Origin of the sequence: Frankia sp. CgMI4, from assembly GCF_001756285.1 — a bacterium.
In the GTDB taxonomy this organism is placed as follows: Bacteria; Actinomycetota; Actinomycetes; order Frankiales; family Frankiaceae; genus Frankia; species Frankia casuarinae.
Map to the genome: position 1 here is coordinate 18312 of NZ_MAQZ01000036.1, position 12754 is coordinate 31065.

The following is a 12754-nucleotide window of genomic DNA, read 5'->3' on the forward strand; positions in this document are numbered from 1 at the left end:
GAGCCCGCTCTCCTCGACGCCGTGACCTGCACTCAGGGCGTTTCCGGGGGAGCCAGGGCGGACTTGCGGATCTTGCCCATCGAGTTGCGGGGGAGCTCGGCCACCAGGTGGATCTCCCGGGGCCGCTTGTGGATGGACAGCTCCCGCGCCACGAAGTCGATGAGCGCCTCGCTCGCCGTCTCGTTTGCCGTCTCGCTCGGTGTCCCGTCCGACGCCCTGCCCGGTATCCCGCCTGGTGCCCCGCCCGCCGCACCGGCCAGGTCGGGGGCGACGACGAAGGCGGCGATGCGCTGCCCGAGGTCGTCGTCCGGCAGCCCGACGACGGCGGCCTCGCGCACGGCCGGGTGGGCCAGCAGTACGGCCTCGACCTCGCCCGCGCCCACCCGGTAACCGCCGCTCTTGATGAGGTCGGTGGATCGGCGCCCGACGATTCGGTGGTGGCCGTCCGGGGCGACGACCGCGGCGTCACCGGTGCGGAACCAGCCGTCCGCGGTGAACGACGCGGCGGTGACCTCCGGGCGCCCCAGGTACCCGTCGAACAGGGTGGCACCGCGGACCTGCAACTCGCCGATGCTCTCCCCGTCCGCGGGCAGCTCGGTCCCCGTCTCGTCGTCCACGAGCCGGGCCCGCACCMCCGGCAGGGTGGTACCGACCCAGCCCGCCCGGCGCTCCCCGTCCGCCCGGGCGCTGATGGTGATCAACGTCTCGGTCATCCCGTACCGTTCGATCGGGGCGAGGCCGGTGAGCCCGGTGAGCCGGTCGATCACCGGCCTCGGCAGGGGGGCACTGCCCGAGACGAGCAGCCGGGCCGAGACCAGGGCGCGGGCGGTGGTCGGATCGTCGCAGACCCGGGACCACACGGTCGGCACGCCGAAGTACAGGGTCCCCCCGGCCGCCGCGTACGCCGTCGGGGTCGGGCGGACGGTGTGGATCAACCGGCTGCCGACCCGCAGCGCCCCGAGCACACCCAGGACCAGGCCGTGGACGTGGAACAGCGGCAGCCCGTGCACGAGCGTGTCCTCGGGCGTCCAGGCCCAGGCGTCGGCGAGGGCGTCCAGATCGGCGGCGATGGCCGGGGCGGACAGCACCACGCCCTTGGGGGCTCCGGTCGTCCCGGAGGTGTAGAGGATGAGCGCCGGTCCGGTTTCCCYGGACCCGGACCCGGAGCCGGAGCCGGCAGACCCCGACCGTGCGGTGAGATCGACCGGCACGGTGGGGATCGCGAGGTTGTCCCAGGCGGGCCTGCCGAGCAGCAGGGCGGCGCCCGAGTCGCGCAGGATGTGACCGCGTTCCCGCGGCCCGGAGTCAGGCGGCACGGGTACCGCCGGCACCCCGGCGAGCAGGCAGCCGACGACCGAGACGACGGTGGCCATCGTCGCCTCGGCGTGCACGGCCACCGCCGGCGCGCCGGCCACCCGACCGGCGACGACGGACGCGGCCGCGAAGAGCTCTGCGCGGGTGAACTCGACCTCCCCGACCCGGACGGCGGGGCCGTCGTGCTCGCCGGCAGGCAGTGGGAGCAGGGTCACTCCGTCATGCTCCCATGGCCGAACCCGTCAACGCTCAGCTCCGCCCAGACCGCCGCCGAGGTGCGGTGCGCGTCGATGCATCAGCGCCGCTCCAGTTCTGTGGGCCGCTCCAGTTCCGTGGGCCGCTCCAGTTCTGTGAGCCACTGGTGGAGGACCGCGGCGGTGGAGGCGGCGTGTTCGTTCATCATCGTCTGGTGATTGCCGGCGGCGTCGAGCCTTTCGTGCTCCATCACCCAGTCGGTCACCCAGGCCTGGCCCYCCCCGTCGGGGTTCTCGGCGACCGCCTGCTGGGGCATGCGCTCCATCGCCCGGACGAGGACGACCGGCGCGTTGACGGCGGTCGGCCGCCAGCCCTCGAACAGGTCCAGGTAGGCGCCCTGCGCGGTGACCTGTGCCTCCGTCATCAGCGCGAAGGCCTGGTCGTTGAGGGCGACGCCGCGAAGCTCCTCCTGGATGTCACCCTCGGGGATGCGGTCCCCGGGCAGCCACGTGTCGAGCAGCACCACCGCCCTGGGGTGGATCCCGCGGGTCTCCAGCCGGGCCGCGATCGCATGTGCCAGCCAGCCACCCGAGGAGTAACCCGCTAGCACGAGGGGGATCTCGTCGAACGCCCGGGCGATGGTCTCGGCATGCAGGTCGACGACGAGATCCGCGGTGGCCGGAAGCAGCTCCCCGTCGCCGAATCCGGGATGCGGCAGCGCGTACACGTCCCGCCGGCCATGCAGGTGCAGGGCGAGGCGGGCGAAGTTGTGCGGTCCCGACGGGGCAACCATCGAGGGCAGGCAGACGATGGTGGGCCTGGCCGGACCCGAGGCGAGTCTCACCGGCGCGGCGGGCGCGCCGAAGGCCTCGACGGTGCGGAAGACGGGCCTGAGCCGGGCGGCGGCCCRCAGGACACCGACGCCCTCGRCGAACTTGCCGTCCGTGCACGCCTGCCGGTACAGCTCGCGCACGCCGATCGGCGCGACCTGCGTCCCGGCCCGCGCGGGGGGTCCGCCGGGCACGATGTCCGGGTGCCGCTGGGTGGCGAGGGTGGCAAGGGTGGCAAGGGTATCGAGATGGCGGGTGAGCTCGCAGACCGTCGGATGCTCGAAGACGACGGGCGTGGCCAGGGTGAGGCCGGTGGCGGCGGCCAGTCGGCGGCTGAGCTGAACCGAGGCCAGTGAGTCGAAGCCGAGTTCGAGGAAGCGGCGCTGCGGGTCCACGTCGTCGGGCGACGGGTACCCGAGGATGGCCGCGGCCTCCGCCCGCACGAGGTCGAACAGCGCGCGGGCGCGGGCAGGCCCGGGCAGCGTCCCGTAGTCCACCCGGGCGGGGGGCGCGTCGGTGCCGGTCGGGTCGGCGTCCCCCTCGGGTCCGGCCGTCGTGGACCGGCTCCATAGATCGTCGAAGAAACGCCCGGGGCGGGCGGCGGTGAAGGGTGGGAGGAAGCGCTCCCAGTCGACGTCGGCGACGGTGAGCGCGGCCTGCCCGCCCGCGACCGCCCGGGTGAGCGCGGTGACCGCCGCGTCGGGGGGCAGCGGGGTCAGGCCACGGCGGCCCAGGTAGTCACGGAACGTGGCCTCGGCGCCCATTCCGGCATCGGCCCACGGGCCGAACGCGACAGAGGTGGCGGCGAGACCAAGCGCGTGCCGCCGCGCGGCGAGGGCGTCGAGGTAGGCGTTGCCCGCGCTGTAGGCGGCCTGGCCGCCACTGCCCCAGGTCGCCGACACCGACGAGAACAGGACGAAGGCCTCCAGCCTGGTGTCGCTGGTGTCGCTGGTGCCGGTGATCCCGTCGGTGTCGCTGGTGTCGCTGGTGCCGGTGATCCCGCCGGTGCCGTCGAGTAGCCGGTCGAGGCCGGCGGCGCCGGCGACCTTTCCGGCCACGACCTCCGCGAACTCCCCGAGATCGAGTTTGTGTAGGGCGGTCACCTGCCCCATGACACCGGCCGCGTGCACGACGGCGGACACCGGCCGGCCCGCCTTGGCCAGTCTCCGCAGCAGGGCGGCGAGCTGTTCGTGCTCTCCCACGTCGCAGGCCTCGATGGTCGCCTCGGCGCCGAGGGCGGCGAGTTCGGCGCGTAGGTCCTCCGCCCCCGCAGCCGCGGGGCCACGGCGGCTGACGAGGACGATCCGGCGCGCACCGTCGCGGGCGAGCCGGCGGGCGGCATGCGCGCCGAGGGCGCCGGTGCCACCGGTGATCAGGACCGTGCCGTGAGGCCGCCACGCTGGCGGGACGGTGTCGGTCGGTGCACCGACGGTGTTGTCTGCTGCACCGACGGTGTCGGCTCTGACGAGGCGGGGTACCAACAGCCCGGTGGCACGGGCGGCGAGCTGGTCCTCGCTACCGGGKGCGGTGAGGGCGGAGCCGAACCACGCCAGCGTCTGATCGTCGAGGTTGGTCGGGATGTCGATCAGACCGCCCCAGGCGTCGGGGTCCTCCAGGGCGAGGGCGCGGCCGAGTCCCCACATCATGGCCTGGTCCGGGGTGGTGACGGGGTCGTCGGGACCGGTGGTGACCGCGCCGCGGGTGACGCACCACAGCGGTGCGGACACGTCGAGGTCGTGTAGCGCCTGGACGAGCGGGACGGTGAGGGCGAGCCCGGTGGTCAGCGCCGGATGGATGCGGTGCGGCGTGTCGTCGAGGGCGAGCAGGGACAGGACGCCGCGTACCGCCTGCACCGTCTTCTTCCCGGCGGGGCCGCCGCCCGACGGCGGTATGGCGCCCGAYGGCGGTATGGCGTCGGGCAGCGGTATGGCGTTCGACAGCAGCGCCGCGACCCGGGCGCGGTCGGCGTCGTCGCCGGTGAGGGTGAGGGTGACGGCCGTGCCGCCGWGGCGTTCGATGATCCAGCAGATGCGGGAGAGCATGTCCTCGTCGACGGCGGCGGCCGGGGTCAGCACCGRCCACACGCCGGACAGCGGTGGCGTCGCGGTGGCCTGGGCCGTCACGGCGATGGCCTGGGCCGTCACGGCGGTGGTGACGTCCTCGGAGTCCAGGGGCCGCCACTCGGTGCGGTAAGACCAGCCGTCCGGGTCCGCCGCGCGGGCCGTCCCGACGGTCGGGCTACGGGGCGCGGGGACAGCGGTGGTCCCGTCGAGCCAGTAGCGCCTGCGCTGGAACGGGTAGGTGGGCAGCTCCCGGTGCCGGGCGCCGCGTCCCCGGTACAGGGCGCGCCAGTCGACGTCGACGCCGTGGACGTGCAGCTCAGCCAGGGCGGTGAGGAGGGTGTCGGGTTCGGGGCGGCCGGCGCGGGACGCCGCCGCGGCCACCGTGTCCCGGGCGTCGCGGGTGTTCTGGGCGTCCCGGGTGCTTTGGGTGCTTTGGGTGCGCTGGGTCTTCTCGGTGCGCTGGGCGTCGGCGGCTAGGCAGGCCGGCAGGAGCGCGGTCAGGACGGCGTCGGGACCGAGTTCGAGGTAGGCGACGGCGCCTTCGCGGTGCAGGCGACGGGCGGCGTCGAGGAAACGGACGGGTTCGCGGACGTGGCGTACCCAGTGGTCGGGGGTGGTGAGCCCGGCCTGGAGGTCGAGGTCGCCGGTCCGGGTGGAGACGACGGGGATGGCCGGCGGGGAGTAGGTGATCTTCTCGGCGACGGCTCGGAACCGGTCGAGCATGTCGTCCATGTGCGGGGAGTGAAAGGCGTGGCTGACCGTCAGCCGCCTGATGGYGCGGCCGCGCTCGGCCCAGCCGACGGCGACGCGTTCGACGAGGTCGGCGTCGCCGGCGATGACGGTGGCGCTCGGGCCGTTGACGGTGGCGATCTCGACCCGCCCGGCGAGTCCGGCGAGGGACTCGGCGACCTCCGCCTCGCCGGCGCGGATGGCGGTCATGGCTCCGCCGGCGCGGCAGGCCTGCATGAGCCGGCCGCGGGCCGCGACGAGAGCGCAGGCGTCGTCGAGGGTCCACACTCCGGCGACGTGGGCGGCGGTGAGCTCGCCGATGGAGTGCCCGGCGAGGATCCCCGGGGCGAGACCCCAGGATTCGAGGAGCCGGAACAGCGCGGTCTCGAAGGCGAACAGCGCGGGCTGGGTGTACTCGGTGCGGTCGAGCGCCGCCGCGCCCGGGGAACCGGCGGGGGCGAACATGACGTCGCGCAGTGGGTGTTCGAGATGCGGCGCAAAGTGGGCACAGACGTCGTCGAGGGCGTTGGCGAAGACCGGGTAGGTCGCATGGAGTTCGCGGCCCATCCCGGGGCGTTGGCTGCCCTGGCCGGTGAACAGGAAGGCGGTTGCCCCCCGGGCGGTTCCGCTTCGGCGGAGCGCCGGTCGGACCGTGCCCAGGACCAGCCCGGCGCTGGGACGGGCCTCGGCCAGAGCAGCCAGGGTCCCGGTCAGGGTCCCGGTCCCGGTCAGGTGTGTGCCGCTGCCGCACGCCGCCGATCCGCGGACGACGGCGACGGCACGGTGCTCGAAGTGGGTGYGACCCGCCATGGTGTATCCCGCGTCCAGGGGAGAGATCTCGGGATGGCGCTCCAGGTGCGCGCCGAGCCGGGCGGCCGCCGAACGTAGCGCCGCGTCGCAGCGGCCGGACAGGACGACAGGCACCGGGGCGCTCGCCGGGTTCTCTCCGGCGCGGTCCGCACCCATGGCGTCCGTTTCCGGCCCGGGTGGTGCTTCCTCGATCACGGCGTGAGCGTTGGTGCCGCTTACCCCGAACGCCGACACCGCCGCCCGTCGCGGCCGGCCGTCCCGGCGCTGCCAGGGGACGTTTCCAGTGAGCAGGGCGACGTCGCCCGCCGACCAGTCCACGTGCGGGGACGCCTCGCGCACGTGCAGGGTCCGCGGCAGGACGCCGTGCCGCATCGCCTGCACCATCTTGATGATCCCGGCGACGCCGGCGGCGGCCTGGGTGTGGCCGATGTTCGACTTCAGGGACCCGAGGTAGACGGGCCGCCGTGCCGCACGGTCCTGGCCGTAGGTGGCAATGACGGCCTGGGCCTCGATCGGGTCACCGAGCGTCGTGCCGGTGCCGTGCGCCTCCACCGCGTCGACGTCGGCGGCGCGCAGCCCGGCGTTGRCCAGCGCCTGGCGGATCAGGCGCTGCTGGGACAGGCCGTTCGGCGCGGTCATCCCGTTGCTGGCGCCGTCCTGGTTGATCGCGGTGCCACGCAGGACCGCGAGGACGTGATGGCCGTTACGGTGGGCGTCGGAGAGCCGTTCCAGCAGCAGCACGCCCGCGCCGTCGGCCCAGCCGGTGCCGTCGGCGTCGGCGGAGAACGCCTTGCACCGCCCGTCCGACGCCAGGCCCCGCTTGCGGCTGAACTCCACCAGGATCCCTGGGGTCGACATCACGGTCACCCCACCGGCCAAGGCGAGGTCGCATTCGCCGGCCCGCAGCGCATGGCCGGCCAGATGCACCGCCACCAGGGACGAGGAACACTGGGTGTCGATGGTCAACGCGGGCCMTTCCAGGCCAAGCGTGTAGGAGACGCGGCCGGCGATCACGCCGGAGGCGTTGCCGGTGAGTAGTTGTCCCTGGGCTTCGGCGGGCGCCGCATGCCAGGCGGGGCCGTAGTCCTGCAGCGACACCCCGGTGAAGACGCCGGTCCGGCTGCCCCGCAGCGACCGTKGGTCGATGCCCGCGTGCTCCAGCACCTCCCAGGAGATCTCCAGCATCAGCCGCTGCTGCGGGTCCACGGCATGTGCCTCGCGCGGACCGATACCGAAGAATCCCGGGTCGAACAGCGCGATGCCGGGCAGGAACCCGCCATGGCGGGTGTAGGCGGTGCCAGGCTGATCGGGATCAGGGTCGTAGAGCGCGTCGAGGTCCCAGCCCCGGTCGTCGGGCAGGCCGCCGACGGCATCCCGGCCCTCTCGCACCAGGTCCCACAGGGCTTGYGGTGAGTCGACGCCGCCGGGCAGCCGGCAGGCCATGCCGATGATGACTACGGGATCATGGCCCCGGAACGGCTCCGAGCCGACCTCGCCGGTGGCAGGAACGGCGGTGGCCGGCGGGACGGCCGCGGGGACGGCGGCGGGGACGGCGGCGGGCTCGTCGATACCCAGCAACTCACGGCGCAGATGGTCGGCGAGGGCCTCGGGGGAGGGCCGGTCGAACAACAGCGTCGCGGGCAGGCGCAGACCCGTCGCAGCGGACAGTTCGTCTCGCAGCCGATCGGYGATGCCGCGGTACACCCCGAGACCACGCCAGGAGGACTCCCGGCCGAGGATGGCCGCGTCGCCGCTGCGCTCGGTCAGCACGGCGACCCGGCCGGCTATCAGGTCCAGCAGGAGCTCGCGCTGGGCCGTCTCCGATCGGCCGGTCAGCCGCAGACGCCACGCCTCGCTCGCCCCACCACCGGTGCCGCGCGGCGATCGTGCCTGGATTTCGYGCGTATCGCGCATGCAAACTCCCAGCGTCCTATGCAATGAGGAAACGACGCGTCGGCGACAGCCGCGTCCGTCGCCGGGCGTTCGCCTTCGTTCGTTTCGGCCACGGGTCGACGGACAACGAAGAAGGCCGCCACGGACCAAAGCCAGGGCCAGCCGTCAGCGCTCGGTACGGAGTGGGACAAAGTCCCGGAAAGCCGGGGCCGAGAACGACTTGGAATATCTCCTCTGGACGCGGAAGGGCATGGCTCAGGCAACYGGCGAGGAGTCGGAGCGCGGAGCCGTCCGCTCTCCGTAGAGAGTGTGACGCCCCCATCTCCTCAGGGTACGACCATGCCGGCCGGGGTGCGTGTCGTCGGTCACGTGTGAACAAGCATGAACGCCATGGTGCCCGACGCTGCGTTTGGGCTTCAAACGTCCTGGCGCGATCGGGCCATGTGAGAATTTACCCGGCCATCCTATGCGCAGGTCCCGGAGCGCTCCTGGTACCTTGGCGTACAGATGTCTGCTCTTCCTGTTCCTGGGTTCGTAGGTGATCAGGACTTCGAAGGCCACACCGATCRCGGAGCCGGCGTGCAACGTGTCGGGGATCGCATTTCACCAGGAATTGCTACCCGATACGGCGGTGATTTTCCATCCCATGGCCGCCGGCGGCCGCCGTGCCCGGCGGCGGCTGATATACCCGCGGACCGCTGCCGCGGCTCGGTGGTGGGACGCGGTCGCGGGGCAGGTGGCGGAGGTCGCCGACCAGGCCTGTCCGGACGAGGCGCACAGCTATTCTTGATCCTCCTGGCCGACGCGCTACGCTCGCCTGTTGTGTCCGACACTGCCGCCACGTCGGCGACCGACACTGCCGCCACGTCGGCGACCGCGCCCGGATCCGGTGACGTCACCGGATCCGGGTCCCCCGGGCCGGTGAGTTCCGCCGACTCCAGCTTCGCCGACTCCATCCCCTCCGCTGTGCGCGTCACCGTGGTAGGTATCGGGGCCGACGGCTGGGCGGGGCTGGCGCCGACGGCACGTGAGGTGGTGCGCGGGGCCGCCGTGCTGTTCGGCGCCGATCGCCAGCTTGCCCTCGTGCCCGAAAGGATCGACGGCCAGCCCGTTGGAGGCCGGCGGGTGTCGTGGCCGTCCCCGCTGCTGCCGGCCCTGCCCCGCCTGCTGGCCGGGCACGCCGGCACCGGCGCTCAGGCGGGGCAGGGTGAGCTCTGTGTTCTCGCGAGTGGTGATCCGATGTTCTTCGGGATCGGCACCACTCTGGTCCGGCTGCTGGGAGCGCACCGGGTGCGGGTCCTGCCCCATCCTTCGTCGCYCTCCCTGGCCTGCGCGCGGCTCGGGTGGGCCGTGGACGACGTCGACGTGGTGAGCGCGGTCGGACGTCCCCTCGCGCAGGTGCAGGCCGCACTGGCGCCGCGTCGACGGCTGCTCGTCCTCAGCTCCGACCGGGCCACGCCCGTCGAGTTCGCCACCTTGCTCGTCGGGCGCGGGTACGGCGAGAGCCTGCTGACGGTTCTCGACCGGCTCGGGGGGCCGGACGAGGCGTACCAGAGCGCCCCCGCCTCCGCCTGGGTCGAGGCCGGTGCCCGGGCCTGGGTTCGGGCACCGGCCGCCGTGGAGCACCCGGGCGGGGCCGCCTCGGCCGTGCCGCCGGGGTCAGCTGTGTCGCAAGGGTCGGTCGTGCCGCAGGTGCCGTTGCGCGAGCCGGCGGACCTCAACGTCGTCGCCGTCGAGCCGGTGCCCACGCCGTCCGCCCCGCACCGCTCGCGGACGCCGGGCTTGCCTGATGACGCGTTCGAGCACGACGGTCAGATCACCAGGCGGGAGATCCGGGCGGTGACCCTGGCCCGGCTCGGACCGGTCCCGGGCGAACTGCTGTGGGACGTCGGATCGGGCTCGGGCAGCATCGCGATCGAGTGGATGCGCACCCATGGCACCTGTCGCGCGATCGCGATCGAGCCGCGGGCGGAGCGCGCCGACCGGATCCGGCGCAATGCCACGGCTCTCGGCGTGCCGGCGCTGCGGATCGTGCCCGGCCGGGCGCCCGAGGCCCTGGCCGGGCTGCCGGCGCCGGATGCGGTCTTCATCGGGGGCGGCCTCACGACCCCCGGGCTGCTCGACGCCTGCTGGGCGGCGCTGGGCGGACGTGGCCGGCTCGTCGCCAACGCCGTCACCCTCGAATCCGAGGCGCTCCTCGTCTCCTGGCATGCCCGCCTGGGCGGTGATCTGGTCCGGTTGTCAGTGAGTCGGGCGGCCCCGATCGGTGGCTTCACCGGATGGCGCCCGGCGAGGCCGGTGACCCAGTGGACGGTGTGGCCCGCCGCCCACCGATCCGTCGATCCGTCGAAAATGTAGAAGGTTGACGGTCTCCAGAGCGTGCCCAACCCTCTACAGTTCGATTCAGCCGAGCAGGTCCAGCACGCACCGGTCGGCCGGACCGCCGGGGATCGCGTGGTCGGGGGCGGCGAGGTGCCGGTGCCAGAGATCGGCGGCGCCCTGCGTGTCGCCGGCCTCGATGAGGTCGATGAGCGTGGCGTGGATCCRGCGGGTCGCACGGGCGGACGATCGGTCATCGGCGGCGACCGCGGCAAGGCTGGTCTCCTCCGGACGGTTGTCGGCACCGGGGTGACCGCCGTGGCTGTTTGTGAGCTCCACGAGATGCAGGAGCATCCCGGTGATCACGGTCAGTGACTTGTTTCCGGTCAGCTCCACCACGGCCAGGTGAAAGGCGGCCTGGGCCGAGGCRAGCGCGACGGGATGGTCGGCGGCCTCGTCACCCTCGTGGAGGAGCTGGCGCAGCCGGGCGACGTCGGCGGGATCACGCCGTTCGGCGAGCAGCGCCGCGCACGGCGGCTCGATGACGGCACAGGCCTGGTGGACGTCGCCCAGGGTGGCGCCGCGGTGTTCGAGGACGAGACCGGCGTAGCGCGCGGCAACCTCGGGGCTCGGGGTGTGGACCCGCGCGCCGCCGTGGGCCCCGCGCCGCACGAAGATCAGCGCTTCCGCCTCCAGCACCCGGAACGCCTCGCGCAGGGTGGGGCGCGAGACTCCGAACTGCGCCATCAGCGTGGGTTCGGGCGGTAGGGCGTCACCCTCGCTGAGCTCGCCGCGGATGATCCGCCGCCGCAGCTGGCTGGCGACGAGTTCCGCGGTCTTGGGTACCCGCACCCGCTGGCCGACCGGGGACGCGGCGGCCGGGACGTGGGCGGGCGAGACCGGGGGCGCCGGGTTCGGGGTGGCCTCCGTGGTGGATGCCCCGGCGACGGACGTGCCCGGGATGGTTCCCGCCGGAGCGGCTGGCCATGCCATGAGCGGTCCTCCTGCACGGCGGGCGTCGATTGTTGCCTAATGATCGTCGGATATCGGTGGACTGTGTGGCATATTTATGTTAACAGACGACGATTCGTCCGGATTGTCGGCATCGTGGCCTCGACATCATGCGTGTCGAAAGAGTGCGCCCGATCCACAGCACGACTCCGACGTGGCCTGACGTGGTAGGGCCTGACGTGCTTGATCCGAAGCCCGACCGTCTCGTTCCTTCGCGCGGGTGCTTGTCGGCCGCGGTCGCCCTGACGATCGACGACGGTCCGCATCCGGTGTGGACGCCGCGGATGCTCGACGTCTTGCGCCGCAACCGGGTCCAGGCAACGTTCTGCCTGGTCGGGGCCCAGGCACACGCGCACCGGGACCTGGTGGGCCGCATCATCGCCGAAGGGCACTCCGTCTGTAACCACGCGATGACCCATCCCCAGCCGTTCAGTCATCGCACACCGGCGCAGATCCGGGCCGAGATGGTCCGCGCCCAGTCGGTCATCGTCGACGCGGGTGGGAAACCGCCCCGGCTCTTCCGCGCGCCGGGTGGTGACTGGTCGCCGGCCGTGCTCGCCGCGGCCGCGAACCTCGGCATGACCGCGATCGGCTGGGACGTGGACCCCCGGGACTGGGCCCGACCGGGCACGCCGCGGATCGTGCGCTCGCTGACCGCGGCGCGGCCGCGTCCCGGGCCGCGACCGGCGGTGATGGTGACCTGGTGTTTCGTGGATCGGGGTTCGCCGTCGGTGAGGGTTCATCGGCACCGGGCGGGGCACGTTCCTGGCGTTGGCCACGGAAGGAGCTCCCGATGACCCACGTCGCCGACATCGACTCCCCCTGGTTGGGCGCCTGGCATATTCCCCGCAGCCGGGGTGTGGTCAGTGGTCTGCTGCTGATGCTCCTGGGCGTGTGGGGGGCGCTGATTCCGTTCGTCGGGCCGTACTTCGACTTCGCCTTCACCCCGAACAGCGCCTGGACCTGGACGTCGGCCCGCTTCTGGTTGGAGGTGCTGCCGGGTGCCGCCACATTCGTCGGTGGGTTCCTGCTGCTGATGAGCTCCACCCGCGGCACCGCCGCGCTGGGTGCGTGGCTCGCGATCGTCGCCGGCGCCTGGTTCGTCGTCGGCCCGACGCTGGCGGGACCCTGGGACCTCGGCGCGCTCGGCCGGCCGGTCGGTGGGTCCGCCCGGCAGGCGCTCGTCTGGATCAGTTTCTTCTACGGCCTCGGCGCCGTGATCCTCTTTCTCGGTTCGACCGCGTGGGGTCGGCTGAGCGTGCGGGGGGTGCGCGACGTGGCCGCGGCGCGCCGTCAGCGGGAACTGCGGGAGCAGGCGGCCATGCGTCCGGGCCCCCTGGCGGAGTCGGAGGTCTATCCCAGCGACCGCCTCAGTGCCCCGGCCCCGGCCGAGGGGGCCCCGGCCGAGGGGGCCCCGGCCGAGGGGGCCGAGGAACGCACGGGCGCGTTCGGCCGTCATCGGCGCCGCAGCCACCGCTGACGGAAGGATCCATCGGGGAGGAACAGGGGAAGCGTGCGTCTCAGGGTGGGCCGTGCGTCTCAGGGCCGGCCGTGCGTCTCAGGGCCGGCCGTGCGTCTCAGGGCCGGCCG

Annotated in this window: 6 protein-coding genes; 3 read left to right on the plus strand and 3 right to left on the minus strand. The window is 73.3% G+C overall.

All coding sequences use genetic code 11. The features are described 5' to 3' along the window. Nucleotides 1–32 precede the first annotated feature (32 nt). Both Manayef4_RS03015 and Manayef4_RS03020 read right to left on the minus strand, forming a co-directional pair. A complete protein-coding gene (locus tag Manayef4_RS03015) occupies nucleotides 33–1529 on the minus strand; it encodes an acyl-CoA synthetase (protein WP_070130545.1) in 1497 nt (498 codons plus the stop codon). 80 nt (nucleotides 1530–1609) lie between these two features. Beyond that, entirely contained in the window at nucleotides 1610–7855 is a 6246-nt protein-coding gene (locus tag Manayef4_RS03020) for a type I polyketide synthase (RefSeq protein WP_070130546.1), read from the minus strand. A gap of 900 nt (nucleotides 7856–8755) precedes the next feature. Between Manayef4_RS03020 and Manayef4_RS03025 the strand changes: the two genes are divergently transcribed. Beyond that, nucleotides 8756–10192: a bifunctional cobalt-precorrin-7 (C(5))-methyltransferase/cobalt-precorrin-6B (C(15))-methyltransferase gene (locus tag Manayef4_RS03025; RefSeq protein WP_070130550.1), complete on the plus strand. Its 1437-nt coding sequence runs from the start codon at nucleotides 8756–8758 to the stop codon at nucleotides 10190–10192. A 45-nt stretch (nucleotides 10193–10237) separates the two neighbouring features. On the opposite strand, the gene Manayef4_RS03030 is transcribed toward Manayef4_RS03025, so the two are convergent. Then, nucleotides 10238–11146, minus strand: a complete 909-nt coding sequence (locus tag Manayef4_RS03030) for an FCD domain-containing protein (protein ID WP_070130547.1) — start codon at nucleotides 11144–11146, stop codon at nucleotides 10238–10240. 182 nt (nucleotides 11147–11328) lie between these two features. Here Manayef4_RS03030 and Manayef4_RS22310 point away from each other — a divergent pair, with 182 nt between their 5' ends. Beyond that, nucleotides 11329–11961 (plus strand): polysaccharide deacetylase family protein, encoded by a 633-nt coding sequence (locus Manayef4_RS22310; RefSeq protein WP_236701492.1) that lies wholly within the window; start codon nucleotides 11329–11331, stop codon nucleotides 11959–11961. Further along, entirely contained in the window at nucleotides 11958–12644 is a 687-nt protein-coding gene (locus Manayef4_RS03040; protein ID WP_011437362.1) for a hypothetical protein, read from the plus strand. The genes Manayef4_RS22310 and Manayef4_RS03040 overlap by 4 nt, the downstream gene beginning before the upstream one ends. Nucleotides 12645–12754 lie beyond the last annotated feature (110 nt).